Below are 25,266 nucleotides of genomic sequence, written 5' to 3' on the forward strand. Positions count from 1 at the left end.
TTCAAGTTTTGGCTTGGGCATTAATCCGTCATTTCCCCCTTGGGTTGCGGGTATCGAGATGGCGGCGCTTGGTGGATGCCCAAGCTTTGGCTAGAATACCCCGTCATTTCCCTTATTAACGGCTATTCATGCAACAAGAAACCTCACAAGACAGCTGGCCTGTCTTCAAGCGTCTGCTCGGTTATGTCCGGGATCGCAAGTTGGGTCTGGTCGGCGGCATCATAGGGATGCTGGGCTATGCCGCCGTGGATACCACCTTCGTCTACTCCATCAAGCCGCTGATCGATCAGGGCCTCAATGGCAATGACAGCAGTGTGCTGAAGTGGATGCCTTTCTTCGTGCTTGGCATCGTTGCCCTGCGTGGCTGTGCCACCTTCCTTTCCAACTATTGTATGGCCTGGGTCGGCAACCATGTGGTGATGCGGCTGCAACAGCAGGTGTTCAGTCACCTGATGGCCATGCCCATGAGTTTCTTCGACCGCCAGAACACCGGCAACCTGCTGGCCAAGGTGACCTATGACGCGGGTCAGGTCTCCTCTGCTGCCAGCTCCACCCTGGTCTCGCTGGTGCGGGAAGGGGCGACCGTGATCGGTCTGCTCGGTCTGATGTTCTGGCACTCCTGGCAGTTGTCGGTGATCTTCCTGGTGGTAGGCCCGGTCGTCGGGATCCTCATTGGCCTCATCAGCCGACGTTTTCGCAAGATCAGCCGCCACATACAGCAGGCGGTGGGCGACATCACCACCTCGACCGAGCAGATGCTCAAGGGTCATAAAGAGGTGCTGATGTTTGGCGGTCAGCAGGTGGAAGAGAAACGTTTCTTCCGCGTCAGCAACCATATGCGTCAGCAGACCATGAAGATGGTGGCTGCCGATGCCATCGGTAGCCCCATCGTCCAGATGGTGGCCTCCGTTGCGCTGGCCGTCTTCCTCTACGTGGCGACCATAGACTCGGTCAAGGCGACCCTGACTGCCGGTACTTTCACCGTCATGGTCACCTCCATGATGATGCTGCTCAAGCCGCTCAAAAGCCTGACCGACGTGAACAACCAGTTCCAGCGCGGCATCACCGCCTGTCAGAGCCTGTTCGGTCTGCTCGATTCCACCCCGGAAGAGGACACTGGCACCCGTACCCTGGATCGTGCCCGTGGCGAGATCGAGTTTCGCAATGTCACCTTTACCTACCCGACCAAGGACACCCCTGCGCTGCACAACGTCAGCTTCAAGGTGGAAGCGGGCAAGTCCGTGGCCCTGGTGGGGCGCTCCGGCTCCGGCAAGAGCACCATCGCCAGCCTGCTGACCCGTTTTTACGACGTGGAGCAGGGCGAGATCCTGCTGGATGGCGTCAACATTCGCGAGTACCGCCTGAGCGAGCTGCGCAAGCAGTACGCCCTGGTCTCCCAGCATGTGCACCTGTTCAACGACACTGTCGCCAGCAACATCGCCTATGCGGCGGAAGAGAAATACAGCCGCGACCAGATCGTGCAGGCCGCCCGTATCGCCCATGCCGACGAGTTCGTCAGCAAGATGACCCAGGGTTACGATACCGTGGTCGGCGAGAACGGGGCTTCGCTGTCCGGTGGTCAGCGTCAGCGTATTGCCATCGCCCGCGCTCTGCTGCGCGATGCCCCCGTCTTGCTGCTGGATGAAGCGACCTCGGCACTCGATACCGAGTCAGAGCGTCACATCCAGGCTGCTATCGACGAGCTGTGCAAGGCGCGCACCTCCCTGGTGATCGCCCACCGTCTCTCCACCATAGAGAAGGCGGACGAGATCCTGGTGATCGACGAGGGTCATATCGTCGAGCGTGGCAATCATGAAGCCCTGATGGCCAACCAGGGTACCTATGCCCAGCTGCGCGCCATCCAGTTCGGTAACACTTCCGTGGGTAACAAGGGCTAATGCTGCAGCAACTCTGGTACGGCAAGAGCGGCTGGCGCTGGTTGCTGGCCCCTTTTGCCCTGTTGTTTGCCATTCTTAGCGGCGCGCGCCGCTTCGCCTATCGGCGTGGCTGGTTCACAGCCTATCGTGCCACTGTCCCTGTGGTGGTGGTGGGCAATATCTCGGTGGGCGGCAACGGCAAGACCCCTGTGGTGATCTGGCTGGTGGAGCAGTTGCAAGCTCGCGGATTCAGGCCCGGAGTGGTGAGCCGTGGTTATGGTGGCAAGGCGCCCCATTACCCCTATCGGCTCGATGCCGCCAGCACGACCGCGCAGGCGGGCGATGAGCCAGTGCTGATCGCCCGGCGCTGTGGTTGCCCCGTGGTGGTCGCCCCCAAGCGAGCCGATGCGGTGCGGCTGCTGGAGCAAAGCGGTGAGGTGGATATCATCATCACCGACGACGGCCTGCAGCACTATGGGCTGGCCCGCGATATCGAGCTGGTGGTGGTGGATGGGGTACGCCGCTTTGGCAATGCCTGCCTGCTGCCCATGGGGCCGCTGCGTGAACCTGTTACCCGGTTGAAGCGGGTCGATGCCATCATCTGCAATGGCGGTGAGCCTGCCAAAGGAGAGTATGCCATGCGCCTGGTGGCCGATGTGCCGCGCCGGGTGCGGGATGATGCCCAGGCCACCGAGCCCTTGCCCAGTGCGGTGGATGCCCTGGCCGGCATAGGCCATCCCCCCCGCTTTTTTGCTACCTTGGCCGGGCTGGGGTATGAGTTGCACCAGCAGGTTGGTTATGGGGATCATCATGCGTTTGACCGCGATGAGCTGGTCGCCCGCTTCGGGCAGCGTCCGCTGCTGATGACAGAAAAAGACGCGGTCAAGTGCCGGACGTTTGCGCTGGATAGCTGGTGGTATCTGCCGGTCAGTGCCGAGTTGCCTGCCTCCTTGCTCGATACCTTGCTGCAAAAACTGCCATCGCTGACAGTGCCGCGTTCAGGCTCCGGATTGTGACGCGACATCATAGGGGCCTGGTTATATCACCCGCTCGACATGGTTGAAGGGGGGTATTTCGGCCCGGAATCGAATATTGAATAGCTCGACATCATAAGGGCCTGGTTGTCTTGCCCGCTCGACATCGTTGAAGGAGTTTATTTTGGCATTGGACATTAAATTGCTCGACATCATTGCTTGCCCGGTTTGCAAGGGGAAGCTGCATTACAACAAGGCCGTGCACGAGCTGGTCTGCCGCTTCGACAAGCTGGCCTATCCGCTGGAAGAGGGGATCCCTGTGCTGCTGGAAAACCGTGCTCGCCAGCTCAATAGCGATGAGATGCCGTCATGAGTTTCGTGGTGGTCATTCCTGCCCGCTACGCCTCGACCCGTTTGCCGGGCAAGCCGCTGGCAGATATCCATGGCAAGCCCATGGTGCAGCACGTGGTGGAAAAAGCCCTGCAATCCGGCGCGGATCGGGTGATCGTCGCCACCGATGACGAGCGGGTGCACAGCGCCCTGGCATCTTTTGCCGAGCAAGCCGGTGTCGAGGTGTGCATGACATCGCAGGATCACCAGTCCGGCACCGAGCGACTGGCGGAAGTGTGCCGTCACTACGGCTTCTCTGCCGACACTATCGTGGTCAACGTGCAGGGAGATGAGCCGCTTATTCCCCCCGCCATCATTCGTCAGGTGGCCGACAACCTGGCTGCGGCGAGCGCGCCCATGGCGACGCTGTCCGTACCCATTCAGGACGCTGAAGAGGCGTTCAATCCCAATGCGGTCAAGGTCGTGACGGACAAGGAGGGCTACGCCCTCTACTTCAGTCGTGCTTGCATTCCCTGGGACAGGGATCGCTTTGCTGCCAGTGATCGCGCTGCTGGGAGCCACGAGCAGATTGGCGATCACTACCAGCGTCACATCGGCATCTACGCCTATCGCGCCGGTTTCATCCAGCGTTACGTGGACTGGGCGCCGAGCGTGCTGGAACAGGTCGAAGCCCTGGAGCAACTGCGGGTGCTTTGGTACGGGGAGAAGATCCACGTGGCCCAGGCGCTGCAAGCGCCGCCGGTCGGGGTGGATACCCAGGCCGATCTGGACAAGGTACGCGCACTGCTGGCGAACTGATGCCAGCGCAATCAATGTGACCCTCTGAACGGTGCCTGCAGGCACCGTTTTTTGTGTTGAATCTTTATATAATTATTTGATTACAAACGCCATTTACGAGCACTTTCAAACTTTTCCCGCCCATGGTTTGCCAAATGAACGAGTTTGGTTATGATGCAAGACGCCGTGTTAACCCTAACTGGCGTATAACGAGATAAAAAACGGGGTGTTTGGGTGATTAATGTATTCCTGGTCGATGATCATGAGTTGGTGCGTACAGGGATAAGACGCATTTTGGAAGATGTCCGCGGGATCAAGGTAGTGGGTGAGGCACAGAGCGGGGAAACCGCCGTTACGTTTTGCCGTCAGCACCATCCTGACGTGATCCTGATGGACATGAACATGCCGGGCATCGGCGGCCTGGAGGCGACCCGCAAGATACTGCGGATCCGGCCCGATGTGCGCATCATAGTGCTGACCATTCATTCAGAAAATCCGTTCCCGACCAAGGTGATGCAGGCGGGCGCCGCCGGTTACCTGACCAAGGGAGCCGCGCCGGATGAGATGATCCACGCCATTCGCCTGGTGCATTCAGGCCAGCGTTACATCTCCCCCGAGATCGCCCAGCAGATGGCCCTCAGTCAGTTTGCCTCGGCGGACGAGAATCCCTTCAAGTCCCTCTCCGAGCGCGAGCTGCAGATCATGATGATGATCACCAAGGGACAGAAGGTGACTGACATCTCCGAACAGTTGAACCTGAGCCCCAAGACGGTCAACAGCTACCGCTACCGCCTGTTCAGCAAGCTCGACATCAATGGCGATGTGGAGCTGACCCATCTGGCCATTCGCTATGGCATGCTGGATGCCGACACCCTGTAACCGGCTGTCGTGTAGCAAGCAAAGGCGGCCCGGCCGCCTTTTTGCATTTCGCCGGCCTGGCGCAGTATGCTCTCTCCGTTGATGCTGACTTTTATCGTTTTCGTCCCTTTGTGTTGAGTCGAGTAGCTGATGACTTTTTCTCCCGAGCCCCTCTTTGACAGCAAAGCCTTTTTGAGTGCCGTGACGCGCCAGATCGATCTTTGTCGCAGGAGCCATCATGACGACTTCTGAACCTCTCTTTGACAGCAAGGCTTTTCTGAGTGCCGTGACGCACCAGAGCGGCGTTTACCGCATGTATGACAGCGGCGGCACCGTCATCTATGTGGGCAAGGCCAAGGATCTGAAAAAGCGGCTCGCCTCCTATTTTCGTACCAATGTCGACAGCATCAAGACCCGTACCCTGGTGCGCCAGATCGCCGATATTCAGGTCATGGTGACCCATACGGAGACAGAGGCGCTGATCCTCGAGCACAATCTCATCAAGCAGTACCAGCCGCGTTACAACGTGTTGCTGCGGGACGACAAATCCTACCCCTGGATCATCATCACGGCGCACCAGCACCCCCGCATCGGCGTGCATCGCGGTGCCCGCAAGATTAAAGGGGAGTATTTCGGTCCTTACCCTTCCGGCGGCGCCGTGCGCGAGAGCCTGCATCTGATGCAGAAAATCTTTCCTGTGCGCCAGTGCGAAGACGCCGTCTATGCCAACCGCACCCGTCCCTGTCTGCTCTATCAACTCAAACGCTGCGCCGGTCCTTGTGTCGCCGGTCTGGTGAGCGAGGCTGAGTATGCCCAGCAGGTGGGGCTGGCCAAGCTGTTTCTGGCGGGCAAGAACCAGCAGGTGATAGGTGAGCTGGTGGGCAAGATGGAGTCCGCCAGCGGCGATCTGCGCTTCGAAGAAGCGGCCCGCTATCGGGATCAAATCCAGGCGCTGCGCCGGGTAACAGAGCAGCAATCGGTGAGCGGCAACGTGCTGGACGACCTGGACGTCATTGGTGTGGCGTTCGAGCAGGGCGCAGCCTGTATCCATGTGCTCTTTATCCGCCAGGGCAAGGTACTCGGCTCGCGCAGCTACTTCCCCAAGGTCCCGAGTGACACGCCCCTCGAAGAGGTGGTGCAATCCTTCCTGTTGCAGTTCTATTTGTCGGGGCAGGGGGGCAGGCAGATCCCGAGCGAGGTGCTGCTGGACGTCGCCCTCGAGGATGAAACCCTGATCGCCGACACCCTGAGCCAGACTGCTGGCTACAAGGTACGGGTGGTGAGCCGTACCCGTGCCGAGCGGGCTCGCTTCATCAAGCTCGCCTCCATCAATGCCGAGACTGCGCTGCGCTCGCGCCTCGCCCACAAGAGCACCACCACGGCCCGCTTCAGCCAGCTGGAAGAGCTGCTGGAGCTGGAGCGCCCCATCGCCCGCATGGAGTGTTATGACATCTCACACACCATGGGGGAGCGCACCGTGGCCTCTTGCGTAGTGTTCAACCGGGAGGGGCCGCTCAGCTCCGAGTATCGTCGTTTCAACATCGACGGCATCACCGGCGGTGATGACTACGCTGCCATGGAGCAGGTGCTGGAGCGGCGCTTTGGCAAGCTGCAAGAGCCGGACAAGGTGCCGGATGTGCTCTTTATCGACGGCGGCCTGGGTCAGTTGCGCCGCGCCGAGGAGATCCTGGCGCGTCAGCAGGAGTTTCTCGGCGGCAAATACCCGCTGCTGGTGGGCATTGCCAAGGGAGTAACCCGCAAGGCGGGGCTGGAGACCCTGATCATGGGGGAGAGCCACGAAGAGCTGCACTTGCCGGCAGATATGCCCGCTTTGCACCTGATCCAGCATATTCGCGATGAATCCCACCGTTTTGCCATTACCGGCCACAGAGCACGGCGCGCCAAGGCCCGTACTAGCAGTACCCTGGAGGACATTCCGGGGGTTGGGCCCAAACGTCGTCAAGCCCTGCTCAAGTATCTGGGGGGTTTGCAGGAGGTGAAAAAGGCAGGTGTGGACGATCTCGCCAAGGTGCCGGGTATCAGCCAGGAGCTGGCCCAGTCGATCCACGATGCACTGCGTTCGCTCTGAACATAGCTCTCGACCCCGGATCCTGATGCACAAGAGCCGTGACGCAAGGGGGCTGAAAATGCCATAATGGCCCGCATCCTGAGGTTATTGATGGATTAATAGACCAAGGCGGGCGCCTGTCCGGTTGCATCCGTGATCGGCTTGGGGCTACCATGTAGCGGCATACAAGAAGTGGCTGAAAATAATGACAAATATTCCTAACCTGCTGACGTTTTTTCGGATTTTGCTCATCCCCGTCTTCGTCATCCTGTTTTATGTTCCCTACCAGTGGTCCTATCTGGCGGCGGCTGTCGTCTTCATTCTTGCGGCCGCGACCGACTGGTTTGATGGCTATCTCGCCCGCAAGCTGAATCAGTCAACCGCCTTCGGTGCCTTCCTCGATCCGGTCGCTGACAAGATCATGGTGGCAGCGGCCCTGGTGGTCATAGTCGAACATTACAACACCATCTGGGTCACTATCCCCGCCATGACCATGATTGGCCGCGAGATCATCATCTCGGCCCTGCGTGAATGGATGGCCGAACTTGGCAAGCGTTCCGCGGTTGCAGTCAGCTGGATTGGCAAATGGAAGACCATGATCCAGATGGTGTCGCTCACCGGCCTTATCTGGCAATACGACATCTGGATGGTGTGGCTCGCTTACGTGCTGCTGTATGTGGCGACCGTGCTCACCTTCTGGTCCATGTTCCAGTACATGAAAGCGGCCTGGGGCGATCTGACCTACCACTCCCGCTTTTAGTTTCTGCCTTGGTAGAAAACGGTGTTTCCCTGTCGTTGGGGCAGGGAAATACTCATGAGTGGTAAAAGTGCAGGAAAAGGGTAAAAAACACCCGAACGATCAGGGTATTAAATATTTTTGGTTGACTGAGCGAGGAACATCGCTAGAATGCGTCCTCGTAGTCAGGCAGTCAGCCAGACCAATGCGGGAATAGCTCAGTTGGTAGAGCACGACCTTGCCAAGGTCGGGGTCGCGAGTTCGAGTCTCGTTTCCCGCTCCAAATTCAGACAATAGAGAGCCAACTCTCTTTTGCATGGCGCGTTAGCAAAGCGGTTATGCAGCGGATTGCAAATCCGTTTAGTCCGGTTCGACTCCGGAACGTGCCTCCATATTGACAAGCCCGCCACGCGGACTTGATACCGATTGCGGTGCCCGAGTGGTGAAATCGGTAGACACAAGGGATTTAAAATCCCTCGACGTTCGCGTCGTGCCGGTTCGATTCCGGCCTCGGGCACCATTAAAATCAAAGACTTACGAAGGCCACTAGCGATAGTGGCCTTTTTGTTTTTGGTCAAATGGCCACTGGGTGGCAATAGCGATTGTGTCTCGCGGATTGGACCGGTGGTGGTACTCCTTCGGCCAAAAACAGCAAAGCCCGCTGAAGGACAGGCTTTTACAGGGTTCTGTACATACCCGACGATTTTACCGTGTGGAGCAGGGTATAGCCGTTTACTTCCACCACTCCTTGCTCGGTAAGTTATCCCATTCTCCAATCGGATATTCATGGCCGTTGAAGCGCAGGGTGGTACTCAATGTTCTCTGACTGGAAGTTTGAGAGGAACCATCCTGCTCGACGGTCTCGGTTTTCGCTTTGGTTACAACTTTAAGATCGTGCAGACCGTTCGACATCTCTGGCATGACTTGGATGTATGACATGCCCCGTTCTAAATCTATTGGTTCTGGTGAGCAAGGCATGCCTTTTCGTATGTAGGTGTGCAGCATAGGGGCGCCGTTCATGATGCGCTGTAGGGTTCCGCCATGCACTCGGAAGAGGTGTAAAAAATTGGACCTAAAACCATCGGCGCACGAGGGGCCATAGCCGATATCTAATCTTACGCCAAAGGCTCGTTCTCCTTTGGTCAGTAGGTAGGGCGCTGTATCGAGCCATATACTGGCGCTACCGATACGGATACTGGCATCTTCTTCAATGATTTCCTCAAACCGCTGTCTTACTTTCCCTTGGGAAATGAGTTCTACTCGCCAGAGACTGGTGGGTAGAGACATATCATCATTGCGCTCCCCATTATCTGGGAAAATGTAGGAGATTAAGGTTACCTCTGGCTGGTTTGGCAACGTCTTACAGGCACTAGCTGTCAGCTCGGTGTTTGAAGGCAAACGAGTCTTGATGGCCGCTAGTTGATTTGACGAGCAAACTTGTTCTCCTTCAGCCCATGTGCCAAAGCTGATTACTTGTAGCAGCAGTGTAGGTATCGTTGCGCATACCAGCGACTTTGTTATCACCATAGCTTTTGCCTTCAGTCTTACGCGTTTTATTGGTTGTTGAGTTTTATGCGGGCTGGCACTTTAACAATGTTCCAGGGGGTGTGCGAGTCCACATTGTTTGGGAGAACAGACCGCACAATCGTGGGGGAGGGTAAGGGCATCAAGACTGATCGGCCCCTTTCAAAATTTCAATTATCAAATCGGCCCTCATTAGACTTAACCGACTGAAACAAAAAGCCTTCCAGCGGTTCCCTCGCGGCAAACTGGACCCTTCCTGATTATTTAAATCCCCACAAGAATTACAACACTCCCAATATATTCAATAGGTTACGTTTTCAGCGCGGCTATCCAGCGCTCCTCCAAACTGTAAAAAATGTAAAAAGGATCCTTCTTTTCAGATCCTAGCCTCGCCCGAGGTCCTTTATCTGGCGTGGCCTTGGCCTATGGTTTTGCGGTAATCCACTTCTGTAAAAAATTTTATTGATACAGCCCGCAGGCGCTAGCGGAAGAGCGTGGATTCCGTGGCGCAGACGCGGCGGTGGGCGTCGCCGCCGTGTGCTTGGAGGGTGTGAGCGTGTACAGGCTTCACGTATGATGCCGCGCTGCGCCATTCCCATGCCATGTTCAGGCACCGTCAGGCAGATAGAAGAAGGCCCCACATTGTGGGGCCTTCTTGATGTTAAGACGCTTGGGTCGATTACAGAGACTGCAGTGCAATGGTTGCACTCTGGGAGTTCTGCTGGCTGTCTGCATCCATCCAAACCCACTGCGAACCATCGCCCTGCAGGTTCTCGGTAATGCTTTGGATTTGGGAGGTCGTGATGGTAATTGCCCCGGTCTCACTGGCCGTCGGCCCCATCTTGGTGATCTGACCTTTGAGCAGACCGTTGGAGGTCTCGTTGACGACAAACACGGTCGCCTTGTCTTGCCGGAACTGGCATGAAATGAACTGGGTGATGGTACTGGCGATCGTCAGGTTCATCCATTTTGACGGAGGCACTGCATAGTACCGAGTGTATTTGTTGAACGGCACCGGATCACCGTTGGCTTGCAACGGCTGGTTGTTCAGACCGGCAGTATTGGTCGGCATGCTGACACTGCCCAGCCAGAGGTCAACTTGGGCGATGCCGCTGTTGCTGGGCAGAGAGACGGAAATGGTTTGAGTGTCAGTGCCAGACACAAAGCCCATTGATGCCAGGCCTGCGTTGGCCGTCGTACCCGGTACTGTGATTTGGCAGGGAGGTTGGCTGTTACTCCAGACAACGTTCACCGCAGCGTTGTTGTCATTTTGGGCCGAGTTGTAGATGAAGATCCCATACAGCTGGTCGGGACGCAGCACAGTACAGGTTGCAGTGTCACCGGCTTTGAGGGTGATGCGTTGTCCGCCGTTCCAGTTGAGCTGGGATGCTGCAATAGCGATGCTTTCCATGGTATTTCCTTTTCCTTGATGAAATGTAAGGGATACCGCGTAGCTACATATCTACTTCTGCTCCACGTGAAATGGAGCCTAGCAATGAGATTCGAATGGATCAAGTGACAATAATTCTTTTTTGATTAAGTTATCATTACTGGCGGTGCTGGCTTGAGACGGAATGCACATCGTCGTTGATGGTGGGCTCTAAAAAGAACACAAATTCAATTGGATAAGCTTTCCAAGATAGATACTTGCTCATGAAAATCAGGAAGCTGAGGTGGCAACACAAAAGACTCCCATTGTAAAAGCACTCTAGCGGGAAGGAGCCGGTCCCATACCAGGCCGATCCTGTAGAGTTTCGGGAAAAGGGGATCTGGCGCACAACGAACTACCTTTGCATGCATCAAATAGTCCTGAGGTGATGGAATAATCAGCCTGTCTCCAGGTTTGAGTTGTGCCTTGCCCATCAGCCCCACGCCACGGATATTGACGTCGCGAAGATTCATCCTTAGCGCAGGTCTGAATGCGTCAAACCAGATGTTGTCTAGATGGCACTGGACAACATAACCCCCACCAGAAAGAACAAAACGGACGTAACGCCGAGAGTCATAGCCAAGAGGAATGACATCATCAACTGGCCTTTCCATTTGCCCCCTATCTCTCATTGTTTAATTCCCAAATGACGACATACATATGGTCAATGATAGATGTGACATTTTAAATGCTAATTATATATTTTGGTTATAAGAGAATAGGTTCTCACTTAACGTATTGATTGTTAAATCTTATTTTTTGGATCAATATCCCTAAATTGGTAATGCTTTAGTATGAGGTTATCACTCAGTAATGAGGTCCGGCTGCGTTGTCTACCTGCAGCAGGGCAAGCCGAACCGAGCAGGAGATGAAAGAAAAGATTACCAACAGCAGGGGGTGGGAAACTGTCGCCCTATGTTCATCAATATCCCGGATGGCAAGACCGACAGCATCAAGCTTATCCCGGTGTTGGAGCGCGAGCTGGACTTGCTGTTACAGGGGGACTTGTCTTGATCCATGAGCTCAAAGCAGGTTTTGCCAGTGCGCAAGGCACTGACACACAGGAAATCTGAACTGTGTCATATGACGTTGTTTCCGTGCCAGTTCAAAACGGCAAGCGGAAGCAATCGATCACAGCTTTTAGTGCCGCAGGCAACTGCCTGTGGCCGGGATAATAGAGAAAGAAGCCGGGGTAGGTGATCGACCAGTCTGCCAGAACCCGTATCAGTTGGCCGGTTGTCACCATGTCATCGTGTTCGGGGCTTTGCGCTGTATAGACCAGTCCTATGCCGTCCAGCGCGAGGCGAGTCATCATGCTGACGTTGTCGACCGTCACCGGACCATTAACCGAAACCGCGATTTGCCTGCCATCTTTTTCGAATTCCCAGCGGTATAAGGACCCTCCTGTGATTTCCCGACGTCCGATGCACAAGTGATGCTGTAAATCGGCGGGGATCAGCGGGATGGCGTGCCGTTCGAAGTACGCCGGTGAGCCATATACTGCAGAATGGAAATCTGCCGTCAGACGAACCGCACTCATATCTTGCTGAACATCGCTGCGAATGCGTACACCGGCATCAAAACCTTGGCTGATGATATCCACGAAGCCGTCGTTGGTAGCCAGCTCCAGCTGAACATCAGGATACTGATGGCAAAATTTCTGCAACTGCGGCAGAAATATCATGTTAGCTGCGATCCTTGGCGTGTTGATCCGCACCCTTCCCTGTGGGCTTTCCCTGAACGCATTTACTTTCTCGACGGCATTCGCAATAACATTGAATGCCGGGGCTATCTCTGCCAGCAGGGCCAGACCTGCCTGGGTCGGCGAAACGGTACGGGTGGTACGGTTCAGCAGTCTGACGCCGAGCCGCTCCTCCAGCGCACGCAAGGCATGGCTGAGCGTTGATGCCGTCAAATTCAGGCGTGCCGCTGCTTTGCGAAAGCTTTTCTCTTCCGCAACCGCAACAAATGCAGTCAGTTCTCCAAATTCATTTGTTCGCACTGCGCTTCCCATTGCTGAATATAGGCCAGTAAATCATGCGATATAAGGTGGCTTATTCGCGACAATAAAGTCACCTATAGTCTGACCTCCATCGAGTCTTTCATTAACGAGGTACAGAGATGATTCAATCATTACGTCTGCAAGATAGTGTCGCGCTGGTTACGGGGGGCGGAAGTGGAATTGGTCGGGCAGCGGCGCTGGCGTTTGTCCGTGATGGTGCAAAAGTCGTGGTCGCCGGACGACGGGAGCTTGAACTGCTGGAGACCGTCGATTTGATCCGCGCCCAGGGCGGGGAAGCGCTTGCGGTGCCAACAGACGTAACGGACAGTGCTCAGGTGAAGGCGCTGATTGCTGTGACACTGGCTCATTTTGGGCGCCTTGATGCGGCCTTCAATAACGCAGGGGTGGAGGGGTTTGCGCCGATCAGCGAGATGACGGAAGTTGAATTTGATCGCGTGATCGCTACCAATCTGAAAGGGGTCTGGTTGTCAGTGAAATATGAGCTGGAAGCGATGACGGCAGCCGGTTGCGGCGGCGCTATCGTCAATACGTCATCTTGGCTGACTCAAGGCGCGAGTGTTGGCTCGGCGGCGTATTCCGCCAGCAAGGGCGGGCTGGATGCCATGATCCGCGCCCTTGCGCTGGAAGCAGGCCCTCATGGCATCCGCATCAATAACGTCAATCCCGGCATCATCAACACGCCGATGGCACAACGGATGGGGGCGAATGAAGAGACGCTCAAGCCTTTTGTGAGACTGACACCGGCCGGGCGTATTGGTGGAGCTGACGATGTTGGCGACGTGGTTGCCTGGCTGTGCAGCGACGAAGCGCGATTCATCACAGGCCAGAGTCTGCTGGTCGATGGCGGTTTCACCATTGCCGGATTGCGTTAAGCCAGGATGCGTGCTGGCCTGATGCGCTCGACCTTGGTCCATTGTTAGCCTGTGTCCGTGCTGTGATCCTGCGCCTGACGCATGATGGCGATGACCCATGCAAAAAGCCCCTCGCGGGGCTTTTTCAGCGGATTACCATTTCTCGAACGGCTACTTCTTGAGGTGTTTTCGGATGGCCTTGCCCGAGGTGCCGACGGCTTTCACCGCTCTTTTCAGCTGTACTTCGGTGCACTCGAAGGTCTTGATCCACAGCTTCATCTCATAGGGGTCATTGACGTTGATGCTCTTGGCGTCAAGGGGATGGGCTAGGGTGTTGTTGTCAGGCATACGAACCTCAACTGATGGAAATGGCTGGCGAGAAAGAAGTTTCTGCCTGGTCGCCATCATCCCCCATATACCCATGCCGCATGGTGACGAGCTTCACACAACCCTGTACCCGTTCAAGATAAGGGTGGGGAGGGTCAGCTGCGGATCTTGTTGAACACAAACAGCACTATCAGTGCCCCCATGGTCGCGATGGCGATGCTGGAGAGGTTGAAACCTGTCACTGAGCCCAGACCCAGCAGGGTGCCGACATAGCCGCCCACCATGGCGCCGATGATCCCCAGCAGTACCGTCATGAAAAAGCCGCCGCCATCACGGCCCGGCATGATCCATTTCGCCAGAATACCCACCAACAGCCCCAACACGATCCAGGTGATAAATCCCATGGCCAACTCCTCGTTATCTATGTGAGCTCACATTATAGGGGAGGGGGCGACGGTGCGAAGGGCTGGCGATGGTCGGCTGGTCACAGATTGTCGGACTCATGGGCCCCGGCAGGATTGAGCGATGGCAAGGTGCGCTGCTCCAGCCGCTGCTCGCCCGGGCGGCATACCAGCACGGATCCCTGCTCGAACCAGTCTCCCAGCACGATACGGCGGGCAGGTTGACCGTCGAGCGTGAAATCGTGAATGGCGGGTCTGTGGGTGTGACCATGGATCAGCGTCCGGCAGCCGTGCTGGCGCAGCAGTGCGTCCACCGCCGCTGGCGTCACATCCATGATGGTCTGGCTCTTCTGCACGTTTTCCATCTGGCTTTGGCCACGCATCTTGCAGGCGATGGCAAGGCGACGGGCCAGCGGCAGGCGCAAGAAGAGCCAGCGCAGCCATTTGAGCTGGGTGATGCGGCGAAGTTTCTGATAGCCCAGATCCAGGGTGCAGAGCAGATCGCCGTGGCTCAGCAGCACCCGCTCCCCATAGAGGTCGATCACGCAAGGATCAGCCAGCAGTGTCATGCCTGATCGCTTGGCAAACTGCCGGCCCAGCAGAAAGTCGCGGTTGCCGTGGATAAAGTAGATGGGCACGCCGCGCTGGCGCAGGGCCGCAAAGGCATCGGCGATGGCGTGATGGAGCGGATTGGGGTCATCGTCGCCAATCCAGAATTCAAACAGATCCCCCAGCACATAGAGGGCATCGGCACCGGGGGCGTCGCGCTCCAGAAAGCGCACCAGAGCGGCCGTCATGTCGGGCCGGTCGGTGCACAGGTGAATGTCACTGATAAAGAGGGTGCTCATGATGGTGTGCAAGGGGCCCTGATAACTGGATGGCTGGAAAAAGTGGCTGGCTGAGCAGAGGGTGCCTGTGCCTGAGGCCGCCAGTCAAGCTGGTCAAGGTCGCGCCCCTCCAGTGTCAACAGCGCCTGATAAGGGTCGCCGGGCAACTTCAGCAGGCGGCAGATTGCCGCTTCCCCTTTCAGCCCTTGTTGCAGGCGCAAGGTGCGCAGTGTCTGGTAAAAGTCGTGGCCAAAGTGCTCTATCAAGGCGGCCATCAGGCTGAGGTGGCGCCAGCCGTTGAGGGTATCGACCCGCGCCGGGGTGACATAGAGCTCGATGGGCCAGGGGGTGCCCTCGCCATCGATCAGGGTCTGCTCCAGCAGCCAGATGTCGCTGCCAAGGGCGCGGCTCTGCCACTGACGTTGGGCAAACAGGTCGGCAAGGGCGACGGGATCGCTGTGCTGGCAGAGGATGTCGAGATCGCTGCCTGGCCGGTCGAGCCCGATGGCCAGGGTGCTCACCAGCGCCACATCCAGACACAGGCTCTGCAACTCACCCCACAGGGGCGTGTCGTTCAGCAGGGCATGGGCCGCGCGCTGGCGAGGATTGCCCTGGGCCAGATAGTCGAGGCGGCGCCAGTTCGGGCCGGCGGTCAAGCGCGCAGATGGAAAAACTGCGGCCGGGGCCGCAGTCAGTTCATCTCGCAGAAGGCAGAGATCAGTCTGCAAGGGTCACCTTGGTGATCACCACGTCTTCTACCGGCACATCCTGGTGCATGCGGCCGGCGTTGCCGGTCTTGACGGCTTTGATCTTGTTGACCACGTCCATGCCGGCGGTCACTTCACCAAATACGCAGTAGCCGAAGCCCTGGGTGGTGGCGGATTTGAAGTCGAGGAAGTCGTTGTTGCTCACGTTGATGAAGAACTGGGCACTGGCAGAGTGCGGCTCCATGGTACGGGCCATGGCGACGGTGCCGACCTTGTTGGACAGGCCGTTGGCCGCTTCGTTCTTGATGGGGGCGCGAGTCTCTTTCTCTTCAAAACCGGGGGCATAGCCGCCGCCCTGGATCATGAAACCGTCGATGACGCGGTGGAAAATGGTGTTGTCGTAGTGACCGTCACGGCAGTATTGCAGGAAGTTGGCCACGGTTTCCGGGGCTTTTTCGGCGTTCAGGGTCAGAGTGATGTCGCCGTGGTTGGTGTGCAGAGTAACCATGATATGTCCTTTCAAATGTGGCGCGGGCGCGAAGGTGGCTCGCGGCTATGGCATAAAGTGGTGGCAATTCTAGCCCATCAAGGGGCTGCGGCATAGATGGCACGCAGGATCCGGCCTGTTTTCTGCCTCGTTTTCTCCACCGGATGCGGGTAGAATGGCAGGCCATTTTACTCACAGGCAGTGGTCATAAGATGCTGAAGATATACAACACACTCACTCGTCAAAAAGAAGAATTCAAACCTATCCACCCGGGCAAGGTGGGCATGTATGTGTGTGGCGTCACTATCTACGATCACTGTCATATCGGCCACGGTCGCACCTTCGTCGCCTTCGACGTGGTGGCCCGTTACCTGCGTTACTGCGGTTATCAGCTCAACTATGTGCGCAACGTCACCGACGTGGATGACAAGATCATCAAGCGCGCCGCCGAGACCAACGTCACCTGCGACGATCTGACCGAACGCCTGATCGGCGACATGCACCAGGATTTTGATGCCCTCGGCATGGTGCGCCCGGACGTCGAGCCCCGCGCCACCCAGCACATCAGTGAAATCATCGAGCTGGTAGAGAGCCTGATCGCGCAGGATCACGCCTACGTGGCCGACAACGGCGATGTCATGTTCATCGTCGACTCCTACGCCGACTACGGCAAGCTCTCGGGCCAGGATCTGGAGCAGCTGCAAGCCGGTGCCCGGGTCGGGGTGGTGGATGCCAAGCGCAACCCGCTCGACTTCGTGCTGTGGAAGATGTCCAAGCCCGGCGAACCGACCTGGGAAAGTCCCTGGGGCCCGGGTCGTCCTGGCTGGCACATAGAGTGCTCCGCCATGAACTCCAAGCACCTTGGCAACCACTTCGACATCCACGGCGGCGGTTCCGATCTGCAGTTCCCGCACCACGAGAACGAAATTGCCCAGTCCTGCTGCGCCCACGGTGGCGACTACGTCAACACCTGGATGCACAGCGGCATGGTGATGGTGGATAAAGAGAAGATGTCCAAATCCCTTGGCAACTTCTTCACCATCCGCGATGTGCTGGCCCACTACGACGCCGAGAGCGTGCGTTACTTCCTGATGTCCGGCCACTATCGCAGCCAGCTCAACTACTCGGAAGACAACTTGAAGCAAGCCCGCGCCGCCCTGGAGCGCATGTATACCGCCCTGCGCGATCTGCCGGTGGCTGCCGCTGCCGGTGGTGATGAACAGGTGGCTCGCTTCAAGGAAGCGATGGACGACGACTTCAACACCCCGGAAGCCTACTCGGCCCTGTTCGATCTGGTGCGCGAGATCAACCGCCAGAAGGCCGAAGACATGAGCGTGGCCGCAGGCCTCGGTGCCCGTCTGCGCGAACTGGGCGCCGTGCTCGGCATCCTGCAACAGGATCCGGACGCCTTCCTCAAGGGCAATGACGCCGATGACGAAGTGGCCGAGATAGAGCAACTGATCGCTCAGCGCAATCAGGCCCGCGCCGACAAGAACTGGGCCGCTGCCGACGCCGCCAGAGCCCGTCTCACCGAGATGGGCATAGTGCTGGAAGACAGCGCCGGCAAGACCAGCTGGCGCCGTGCCTAAGGCAGGTTGCCCTGTTGGTGCCAACAGGTCGACCCAATAAAAAAACCGCAGCCCTAGGGCTGCGGTTTTTTTTAATATCACAGGTATTCTTAAATAAGATGGAAAACCTTCTCCAATTGTTTAGATGCATTTTGTTAGAATATAAAGATGCTCGGTCATAATTAAAAAGGCATTCATGTCTGATAGAGTTTTAACTCTGGTCCTAAATACCAGACTGTACTGCTGTTGTCAGTCAATAAGTCACTGATTAGTTTGTGGAGTGGCTTTATCAATATGTTTTCTATAAGAATAGCTATGGTTTTACTTATTTTGAAATAAGACAAGTGAAGTTCAGTCTCTTTATTATGAACAATGGCACATCTTATTTTATACAATAGTTCACAGTACTCTTTCGCCTCAATATTAGTGAGGAATGTAATGGATGGCCTCCCACCAGTATTTACTTGTAGCTTGGTTAAAAAAGTATCGCAATCTGTATTGTCCCATTCGACAACGTTAATTGAATTCTGTGCCGCCGTTTTGACTAAGTTACTAAAAGTGCTCCCTGAAATACTTCTATTCCAAAATGCACCCTTTTTTTGTTCTTTAAATATACTAATTAGTGCCAGAAGTTCTCTATCTTGAATAGCTTCATTTAACCGTCTAAAGTCTCTAAGGGAAAATACGTTACCATTATTCTCTCTTCCCAAAAGAACTAGTGGTATCTTAAACATAAAGTTTTCAATGATGTGGTATATAGAAAGATATTTTCTTAGAAGATCAGAGGTGCTGTTAAACTCACTGAGAATAATAAGTGTTTCTTCGAACTGAGAATATGGGTGTCTTGTGGAAATCCTACTCAGTTGAGTAGATGACGCTGATTGTTTCTGCATTGATATTTCGGTATGTATAACATGTCCTTGCAAAGCTGCATTCATCTTGAGGGCGGATATCGCTACAGTATTAGAGGTGTTTTTTGAACATAAAATGTATGATTTTGAAAAATCAAGGCGCCCTTCTATATCAGCCTGAGATATATTAAGAATTAATAGAGAGATTAAGCCATTAGATAAACTTGATTCTGAAATATCAGAGTTGGAATATTTTGAACTAAAGTCAATGAATAGTAATGAATCATCAATGCTATGACTGTTGTGATAGCCGTAAATAAATCGAGGAATAGTATGATCATCTAGTTGTAAAAAAGAGAATTTATCTTCGTCAAATCCAATATCATCATCTAGATCAAGGCCAGAATCGTTTTCTACAAAACTTGATAGTTGCAATGTTATTTTTAACTGGTGCAATCTATCTATTGGTAAATTAACAAAAGATTGATCAGTTTCTAAATCATTATATATGCTAGTTAAGCATGGAGGTGCTGCATTTATATAAGTGTTCGTGATCTTTTCAAGATGGGTTTTTAAAAGGTCATGGGCATCTTCTAGATATTCAGTATCCTCCATTGCAATCGCATCAATATATTCATCTATTTTTGCGAGTAGGCTCTCTATTACTTTGGTGATGGCGGGGTAGATAATGTCGCTATACTTCAATTTACTGTCCCCCCGAAGTACTGTTCCCAAGAGGAAAACGGCTCCTTAGAAATCAGATCATATGTGGCTTGATAAACAGCTCTTTTGTTTATTGCACCAATATTGACTTTGTTTAATTCAATTTGGTTTCTTTTTATTTCAAACTCATTTATTGATAGTGCCTCTACTATTTTATAAATATTTGATTCCAAATCATCTAGGAGTGTCACAAGCTCTATATTATGTTGTTTGGCAAAGGCCCCCAGTGCGCCAAAAAATCCTACTAGAACCACCTCTCTTCCTAACCATTTTAACCCTGTCTCTCCGTATCTAATATTTAGCGCCGTGTCAAATGTATAAATGAAATGTATGAATTTCTTAAGGAATTCAATATTGAAGCCTTCAATTATTTCAACTTCAGGCAAGTCTCCTGATTGAAGGGCGCTGACAAAGTCGGTATTGGTATTTACAATTTTTCCAGCACAAAGAGATATAAGTGAAGATATGATGTGTGAAAAGTGATACTGTCCAAGAAGTCTGTTCTTACTATATTGATTGGCGCTTGTATCTTTCTCCCTTACAAAGGTAACTTGCTCTGTAGAAATTTCTTCAAGCTTAAATAATGTGCCTAAAAACAATAATTCAAGTTGATGTTTTATATTTACTGATTTGTGCCCGGCATTTAATAGCAACATCTTTTTGATTTGCATGTCATTAGATAGATTGCTCCATACCTCAACCCATATTGTATTGTTTTTGAAAAAATCTAAGGGGGAGTTTAGGTTGTTTATTTTATATTTGGCTAGGGCTTTTATCAATTGACGGTTTGCACCTACCTCCTTGAATTCAGATGAATAAGACCGATAGTAGGTATTTATGCTATCATCTGGCAAAGGGGTATCTTTCTTTGAAAGTATTGTGTTAATTGTGTCATAAATTAGCTTTAGCCTATGTGTTCTTTGGAGACCATCTAAAATCTTGAAATGTTCCAGCTCTAAAACATCCCCTTTAACTACATTGTTACCTGTAACAAGAACAATGGGGGGGATGTGGCGAACATTTCCAACAGTATCGACCAAGTGATCTAAATACTTATTGCTTACAATACCTCTCTGTATATCAAAATTTTTGTAATCATCAGGGATTGAAATGATATAGTCTGCTAAGTTTACTCTGCATAAATAGCATGTGGCCTCAGCCTCTACTTTTTTATCTAATATGGTTAGTTTCATTTTTGCCCTTGTTATGAGGTTAGCTTGTAGGTTCGATTAGCGCAGTGTAATCAGGCGCTCGAGAAATAAGGCCATATAAAAGTCAAAATTCTTTATTTGACCTTTAATTTGAGCCAATTCCATGAACTCACAGAGTACTCTTAATCGACCTTGGAATTGAGGATTCGGATTTCCCCACCTGTTGTTCGCCGAGGTGAGGGCACAAGGTCAGGAGCGCCGTCATGGACGACGGCGCAGACGCAGGCGGTACAGGGATGTACCGTCTGCGTCGTTCCACCAGACCTTTTGCATGAACCGAGGGAACCCGACGCAGGAGGGTGAACAAGTGGGGGAGAAGACCTTTGGTGTTATTTGCCAAAGAGAGCGGGTCTTTCCAAAGTCACTCGCCAAGCCGCGCAGCGGTGGCGAAACCCCGTCGAGGGCAGCGCCCTCGTGTCCTGCATGGCGAAGCCATGCCGATACCGTATCGCCGCATAAAGACGTTACCGTGGTGCAATGCGCTTCGCTTATTGGCACCCTACCTGTCTCCCGCAAGGGGAGAGGGTACTGTTGCCGCGGACGATTACGCTTCGCTAATCGACCCTACACGCTTATTGGCACCCTACCTTTCTCCCGCAAGGGGAGAGGGGATTGTTACCGTGGTGCAATGCGTTCCGCTTATTGCACCCTACGTGCATATTGCTCCCAACGTCTTGCCCGAAGGGGAGGGCGGCCCCTCCCATTGCTTGGTGCCTTATCCCCCTGGATGCTAGGATGCCGAACTTTCCTCTTATCCAACCCTTATCAGTTATGGCAAACCGGTTCGTCAGCAGTAAAAACAGGATCGTCCAAGCAGGGCGCTGGCTCGCGACCCGCGGGGCCGCGCTCTTTGCCGAACTCTCGGAGTTTCAGCAGCGCATCTGGGTGGTCAGCATAGTGAACGATACCTACACGGATACCTTTATCGTCAATGAAGGCAGCTTTGAGGAGCCCATGCAGTGGATGCGGCGCAAGCAGTACAACGCCGACATGTTGCAACGGGTCGAGGCCATGCAGCGCTCCCAGGTGATCCAGTTCGAGCTGGGCGATACCCGCCATCGCCTGATGCGGGTCAAATAACCCGGGTCGCGTCCGGTGGCGACGGGCCTTGGGCCAGGCGGCAGCTGCATCCGTCAGCCTGTGGTCAGGTGATGGGCGTGCGACACGCATCCTGGCCAGACGCCGGCGTTGAATTCCCCTCTGGTTCGCTGAGATAACACCTCGTCTGTTCGTTGAGATAACACCCCGTCGAAGAGAGCGTCCCCGCGTATCGCCGCAGGCGCGGGAGTCCGGCTGGACTGCGCAATAATTGCTACCGCCCCTGGCTGTCGCTACCACAATGCGCTGTTGACCATCAGAGGGAACAAGGGGGCCAACAGGCACCGTCCACCATATTACGGAGCCATCTCGGCCCAATCCATGGAATTGATGATGCAACTGTCAGAATTGCATGGTTTTTTGCGCCAGTTCAAAGTTATGGCCACGAGGTGGCTGCCAATCGGGGTCGCCGGGCTTGGCAGGTCCCTCCCGGCAGGGAATTGCTCGGGGCCGGTGGGCAATAAACGGGAAAGGCCGAGCCCCGAGCCCGGTGAGAAAGTCTGGGGTTGTGAGCCGGGAGCCCCTTGGGCCGCAGCCGGATCGGCGCCGCCGCCAGAGGCGTGACTCGCCTGAGTGCCGTCCATCGACTGCCGGGATAAAAATGGCGGTATTTTGCCTGATTGGCCCTCGGTTTGCTTGTGGTGGGGCAGTGGGGTTGGCTATCGTTTCAGGACAAGACATGCAAGCTAAGAGGTGTGCATGGACACAATATTGCAGGCTCTGTCAGTGCAAGTGACAGCGGCGCGGGATCTGGAGAGCCTGACTCGCCCTCTCCTTGAAATGCTCGAGACGGTCACTGGACTGGAGTCGACCTATCTGACGCAAATCGACCTCGAACAGAGCGCACAACATATCCTGTATGCCCGTAATAGTGCCGCCTTGCAGATCCCGGAAGGGGTAAGCGTTGACTGGAGCGATACCCTGTGTCGGCGGGCGCTCGATGAAGGGCGACTGTATGCCGCCGACGTCGCCGACCGCTGGGGTGATTCGGCTGCGGCCAGGGCGATGGGGATCCGCACCTATATGAGCAGTCCGGTGCGGACCTCTTCCGGTTCACTCTATGGCACCCTGTGCGGCGCCAGCGCCGAGCATAAACCCCTGGTGACAGGTTCTGAGCATCTGATCGCCTTTTTCGCCCGACTGATTGCCGAGCATGTGGAGCGGGAGCAGTTGCTGCAGCAGCTGCAACAGGCCAACAACGAGCTGTCGCGCCAGGCATTGAGCGATCCCCTGACCGGCCTGCCCAATCGTCGGGCGCTGATGCTGGAGCTTCATCGCCTGTTTTCGCTGTTGAAACGTACCGGTCATCCCCTGCTGATCTCTTTTATCGATCTCGACGGCTTCAAGGCGATCAACGACACCCACGGTCATGATGCTGGCGATCTGCTGCTGCAAACCATGGCGCAGCAGCTGGCGGGAGCCCTGCGCAGCGGCGATCTGCTGGCGCGGGTTGGCGGTGACGAATTCGTTGCCGTGGGCATGGGGCCACTGAGCGGTGAGGAGACGGTCGAGGCTGCCGTGCACTGTTTTCAGCGCCGTCTGTTCGAGCAGAGCCAGGTTCAACTGCCACTGGCGTCCCAGGTGCTGAACTATCCCGGTGCCAGCGTGGGAGTGGTGGCTGTCGATCCGGCCAGCATCAGCATTGACGATGCGCTGCGCCAGGCCGATGCCTGCATGTATGCGGTCAAGCGTCAGCGCCGCGCCCAATCCTGAGGCGTCTGAATCAAGCCCGCCAAACCTGTCGATCTCGATGCAAGCCGCAATAGTGGTCGCTGACTAAGCAGGGGCAACAAGGGGCGGGGACTCGCTCATTGGCGGCTGGCACGCCTGGCTGCATCGCGGCTGCTGGCTGATCCGGTTGGCTTCGGCACTGACGCTATACCTGCAATAAATCGGGGCCCTGTTGGGCCCCGATTTATGCCATGGTGCGGTCAGGGCACGGGGAAGTATTTGTGCTGGATCTGCTGAAATTCGCTGCTGGCCAGCACCTGGGTCAGGCCATTCTGGAACTCCTTGACCAGTTCATCGCTGACCGGGTGGCTGAAGGCGAAGCAGAACTGCTCCGAGCTCAACATCCAGAATACCTTGAACTGGGCGGGATCCAGCTGCTGGGAGGCAATGAGATCCATCAGTGTGGTCTTGTTGGTGGAGATCAAGTCGACCCTGCCGGAGGTGAGCATCTTGAGCGCCTGGGGCAGGCGGTTGGCGGCCATGATTTTTTGCTCGTCAAAGCCGTTGTTGAGCAGCAGTTGCTCCCCCACATCGGCGCGTACCGCCCCTATGGTGTGCTGCTGGGCATCTTCAAGCTTGGTGAGGGTGAGCGGGTTCTTGGCCAGCCCTATCAGCACGATTTCGGCATACCCGATGGGGCATGCCCATTTGAACAGCGGATCCCGCGCCTCGGTACGGGCGGTGGCGAACAGCACCACATTGGGTTTTTGGGTCAGCAGGTAATAGCCGCGAGCCCAGGGCATGATGGTGATGGTCTGCGGCGGCGTATTGGTCTTTTTCCACACCTGATGCAGCAGCTCGACGGCGAGACCGGTCGGGGTGCCGGCGCTGTCTGTGTAGTTATAGGGTTTGTACTCTTCGCTGAGATAGTGCAGCTTGCCAAGTTCCTGGCTGGCCTGGGTGATGGCTGCAAACAGCAGCGCGGCAAATCCAATCCATTTTTTCATGCTGGCCATCCTGATGAGGTGCTCTGTCATCCTCAAGTGTTACCACATAGCGATAATTCGCCAATAAAACCGGGCGTTAAATCAAGGGTTCAAGCGGGCTCCCCCTTGCACAGACTCAAGGGGCTGGCAGGTATCTTTGCCGCAGCGCCTGATATTCCGGCGATGCCAGTGCCTGGGTCATGGCGCGCTGAAACTGTTTGACCAAGTCGTCATCCACCTGGCGGCTGAAGGCGTAGCAGAGCTCTTCGGCATCCAGCACGAAGGCCACAGTGAAGTCGTCGGCATTGAGCTGCAGTGCCTTGATGGCGTCATAAACCGCCAGCTTGCTGGTCGCCAGCAGGTCGGCACGGCCCGACACCAGCATCCGCAAGGCCTGGCTCAGCCGGTTGGCCGGTATGATGCGGGTTTCATCCATGCCCCGGTTGAGCAGCAACTGCTCGGCGGCATCGGCTCGTACCGCACTGATCCGGTAGTCGTTCATCTGCTCGGGGGCGCTCAGGCTGATGTGGCGCTGCTTGTGGGCCAGCAGTATGTATTCGGAATAGCCGATGGGGCAGGCCCATTTGAACAGGTGAGTGCGGGTCTCGGTGCGGGCGGTGGAGAAGAGCACCACATTGGGTTTCTGGGTCAGCAGATAGTAGCCCCGCGCCCAGGGCAGGATGCGAACGGCTTGGGCGGGGGTGCCGCTGCGCTGCCAGATGAGTTGCAACAGGTCGACCGCCAGCCCGGTGGGCTGGCCTGCCTCATTGCTGAAATTGTAGGGAGGATACTCCTCGGTCAGGTACTCCAGTTTGGTCAAGCCAGCATGAGCCGTGCCAAGGCACGACATCAGCAGCAGACAACAGCACAACCTTATCCTCATGGGTACGTCCTTGGCGTGATTTCTGCAATCCTTTTGCGCAAGTGTGGGCAAAAAAGCC

Annotated in this window: 24 protein-coding genes and 3 tRNA genes; 14 read left to right on the forward strand and 13 right to left on the reverse strand. The window is 55.2% G+C overall.

Going from position 1 to position 25,266, the window contains the following annotated elements; translation table 11 throughout:
• Positions 1–128: 128 nt before the first annotated feature.
• The 10 genes from msbA to GWQ27_RS10340 all read left to right on the forward strand — a co-directional run bounded on the left by msbA (position 129) and on the right by GWQ27_RS10340 (position 8,161).
• Positions 129–1,898 carry a lipid A ABC transporter ATP-binding protein/permease MsbA gene (gene msbA / locus GWQ27_RS10295; RefSeq protein ID WP_212540360.1) on the forward strand — a complete coding sequence of 590 codons (1,770 nt, stop codon included), beginning with the start codon at positions 129–131 and terminating at the stop codon, positions 1,896–1,898.
• Complete coding sequence (gene lpxK, locus GWQ27_RS10300) at positions 1,898–2,893, forward strand: tetraacyldisaccharide 4'-kinase (protein WP_275907287.1); 996 nt, start codon at positions 1,898–1,900, stop codon at positions 2,891–2,893. Before msbA ends, lpxK begins: the two co-directional genes overlap by 1 nt.
• Before the next feature lie 142 nt (positions 2,894–3,035).
• The gene (locus GWQ27_RS10305; protein ID WP_005320086.1) at positions 3,036–3,224 is read left to right on the forward strand and encodes a Trm112 family protein; all 189 of its coding nucleotides are present in this window, start codon (positions 3,036–3,038) and stop codon (positions 3,222–3,224) included.
• Positions 3,221–4,000, forward strand: a complete 780-nt coding sequence (gene kdsB / locus GWQ27_RS10310) for a 3-deoxy-manno-octulosonate cytidylyltransferase (protein ID WP_005320083.1) — start codon at positions 3,221–3,223, stop codon at positions 3,998–4,000. The genes GWQ27_RS10305 and kdsB overlap by 4 nt, the downstream gene beginning before the upstream one ends.
• 213 nt (positions 4,001–4,213) lie before the next feature.
• Positions 4,214–4,858, forward strand: a complete 645-nt coding sequence (uvrY, locus tag GWQ27_RS10315) for a UvrY/SirA/GacA family response regulator transcription factor (protein WP_005320080.1) — start codon at positions 4,214–4,216, stop codon at positions 4,856–4,858.
• A gap of 217 nt (positions 4,859–5,075) precedes the next feature.
• Positions 5,076–6,926, forward strand: a complete 1,851-nt coding sequence (gene uvrC, locus GWQ27_RS10320; protein WP_011898565.1) for an excinuclease ABC subunit UvrC — start codon at positions 5,076–5,078, stop codon at positions 6,924–6,926.
• A gap of 184 nt (positions 6,927–7,110) precedes the next feature.
• Positions 7,111–7,665, forward strand: a complete 555-nt coding sequence (pgsA, locus tag GWQ27_RS10325; protein ID WP_059113890.1) for a CDP-diacylglycerol--glycerol-3-phosphate 3-phosphatidyltransferase — start codon at positions 7,111–7,113, stop codon at positions 7,663–7,665.
• A gap of 183 nt (positions 7,666–7,848) precedes the next feature.
• Positions 7,849–7,924: transfer RNA gene (locus GWQ27_RS10330), tRNA-Gly, on the forward strand.
• A 35-nt stretch (positions 7,925–7,959) separates the two neighbouring features.
• Positions 7,960–8,033 (forward strand) — tRNA-Cys (locus GWQ27_RS10335).
• 41 nt (positions 8,034–8,074) lie between these two features.
• Positions 8,075–8,161 (forward strand) — tRNA-Leu (locus GWQ27_RS10340).
• 212 nt (positions 8,162–8,373) lie between these two features.
• On the opposite strand, the gene GWQ27_RS10345 is transcribed toward GWQ27_RS10340, so the two are convergent.
• The 4 genes from GWQ27_RS10345 to GWQ27_RS10360 all read right to left on the reverse strand — a co-directional run bounded on the left by GWQ27_RS10345 (position 8,374) and on the right by GWQ27_RS10360 (position 12,596).
• A complete protein-coding gene (locus tag GWQ27_RS10345; protein WP_169045841.1) occupies positions 8,374–9,168 on the reverse strand; it encodes a hypothetical protein in 795 nt (264 codons plus the stop codon).
• A gap of 676 nt (positions 9,169–9,844) precedes the next feature.
• On the reverse strand, positions 9,845–10,576 hold the full coding sequence (locus GWQ27_RS10350) for a hypothetical protein (protein ID WP_021141035.1): 732 nt from the start codon (positions 10,574–10,576) through the stop codon (positions 9,845–9,847).
• 206 nt (positions 10,577–10,782) lie between these two features.
• Positions 10,783–11,208, reverse strand: a complete 426-nt coding sequence (locus tag GWQ27_RS10355) for a hypothetical protein (RefSeq protein ID WP_275907288.1) — start codon at positions 11,206–11,208, stop codon at positions 10,783–10,785.
• 491 nt (positions 11,209–11,699) lie between these two features.
• Positions 11,700–12,596, reverse strand: coding sequence for a LysR family transcriptional regulator (locus GWQ27_RS10360; RefSeq protein WP_275907289.1), 897 nt, complete (start codon positions 12,594–12,596; stop codon positions 11,700–11,702).
• A 119-nt stretch (positions 12,597–12,715) separates the two neighbouring features.
• Here GWQ27_RS10360 and GWQ27_RS10365 point away from each other — a divergent pair, with 119 nt between their 5' ends.
• Positions 12,716–13,489: a glucose 1-dehydrogenase gene (locus GWQ27_RS10365; protein WP_275907290.1), complete on the forward strand. Its 774-nt coding sequence runs from the start codon at positions 12,716–12,718 to the stop codon at positions 13,487–13,489.
• 150 nt (positions 13,490–13,639) lie between these two features.
• On the opposite strand, the gene GWQ27_RS10370 is transcribed toward GWQ27_RS10365, so the two are convergent.
• The 5 genes from GWQ27_RS10370 to GWQ27_RS10390 form a co-directional block, all read right to left on the reverse strand.
• Positions 13,640–13,816 carry a DUF3606 domain-containing protein gene (locus GWQ27_RS10370; RefSeq protein ID WP_005314534.1) on the reverse strand — a complete coding sequence of 59 codons (177 nt, stop codon included), beginning with the start codon at positions 13,814–13,816 and terminating at the stop codon, positions 13,640–13,642.
• A gap of 134 nt (positions 13,817–13,950) precedes the next feature.
• Complete coding sequence (locus GWQ27_RS10375) at positions 13,951–14,199, reverse strand: GlsB/YeaQ/YmgE family stress response membrane protein (RefSeq protein WP_017413027.1); 249 nt, start codon at positions 14,197–14,199, stop codon at positions 13,951–13,953.
• An 80-nt stretch (positions 14,200–14,279) separates the two neighbouring features.
• Positions 14,280–15,044 carry a UDP-2,3-diacylglucosamine diphosphatase gene (locus GWQ27_RS10380; RefSeq protein WP_275907291.1) on the reverse strand — a complete coding sequence of 255 codons (765 nt, stop codon included), beginning with the start codon at positions 15,042–15,044 and terminating at the stop codon, positions 14,280–14,282.
• Positions 15,041–15,751 carry a DUF4269 domain-containing protein gene (locus GWQ27_RS10385; RefSeq protein ID WP_275907292.1) on the reverse strand — a complete coding sequence of 237 codons (711 nt, stop codon included), beginning with the start codon at positions 15,749–15,751 and terminating at the stop codon, positions 15,041–15,043. The genes GWQ27_RS10380 and GWQ27_RS10385 overlap by 4 nt, the downstream gene beginning before the upstream one ends.
• Positions 15,741–16,238: a peptidylprolyl isomerase gene (locus GWQ27_RS10390; RefSeq protein WP_005314539.1), complete on the reverse strand. Its 498-nt coding sequence runs from the start codon at positions 16,236–16,238 to the stop codon at positions 15,741–15,743. Before GWQ27_RS10390 ends, GWQ27_RS10385 begins: the two co-directional genes overlap by 11 nt.
• A 191-nt stretch (positions 16,239–16,429) precedes the next feature.
• Between GWQ27_RS10390 and cysS the strand changes: the two genes are divergently transcribed.
• Entirely contained in the window at positions 16,430–17,806 is a 1,377-nt protein-coding gene (cysS, locus tag GWQ27_RS10395; RefSeq protein WP_131729916.1) for a cysteine--tRNA ligase, read from the forward strand.
• A gap of 173 nt (positions 17,807–17,979) precedes the next feature.
• On the opposite strand, the gene GWQ27_RS10400 is transcribed toward cysS, so the two are convergent.
• Complete coding sequence (locus GWQ27_RS10400; RefSeq protein ID WP_275907293.1) at positions 17,980–19,371, reverse strand: hypothetical protein; 1,392 nt, start codon at positions 19,369–19,371, stop codon at positions 17,980–17,982.
• Positions 19,338–20,552, reverse strand: a complete 1,215-nt coding sequence (locus tag GWQ27_RS10405; RefSeq protein WP_275907294.1) for a hypothetical protein — start codon at positions 20,550–20,552, stop codon at positions 19,338–19,340. Before GWQ27_RS10405 ends, GWQ27_RS10400 begins: the two co-directional genes overlap by 34 nt.
• A gap of 789 nt (positions 20,553–21,341) precedes the next feature.
• Here GWQ27_RS10405 and GWQ27_RS10410 point away from each other — a divergent pair.
• Both GWQ27_RS10410 and GWQ27_RS10415 read left to right on the forward strand, forming a co-directional pair.
• Entirely contained in the window at positions 21,342–21,650 is a 309-nt protein-coding gene (locus tag GWQ27_RS10410) for a hypothetical protein (RefSeq protein WP_059169322.1), read from the forward strand.
• Positions 21,651–22,367: 717 nt separating this feature from the next.
• Positions 22,368–23,381 (forward strand): GGDEF domain-containing protein, encoded by a 1,014-nt coding sequence (locus tag GWQ27_RS10415; RefSeq protein WP_271787958.1) that lies wholly within the window; start codon positions 22,368–22,370, stop codon positions 23,379–23,381.
• Between the two features lie 218 nt (positions 23,382–23,599).
• Here GWQ27_RS10415 and GWQ27_RS10420 read toward each other — a convergent pair whose 3' ends face one another.
• Both GWQ27_RS10420 and GWQ27_RS10425 read right to left on the reverse strand, forming a co-directional pair.
• Positions 23,600–24,346, reverse strand: coding sequence for a transporter substrate-binding domain-containing protein (locus GWQ27_RS10420; protein WP_034282846.1), 747 nt, complete (start codon positions 24,344–24,346; stop codon positions 23,600–23,602).
• Between the two features lie 115 nt (positions 24,347–24,461).
• On the reverse strand, positions 24,462–25,208 hold the full coding sequence (locus GWQ27_RS10425) for a transporter substrate-binding domain-containing protein (protein WP_275907295.1): 747 nt from the start codon (positions 25,206–25,208) through the stop codon (positions 24,462–24,464).
• Positions 25,209–25,266: the final 58 nt, after the last annotated feature.

The sequence above is a fragment of the Aeromonas sp. 5HA1 genome, from assembly GCF_029237245.1.
In the GTDB taxonomy this organism is placed as follows: Bacteria; Pseudomonadota; Gammaproteobacteria; order Enterobacterales; family Aeromonadaceae; genus Aeromonas; species Aeromonas salmonicida.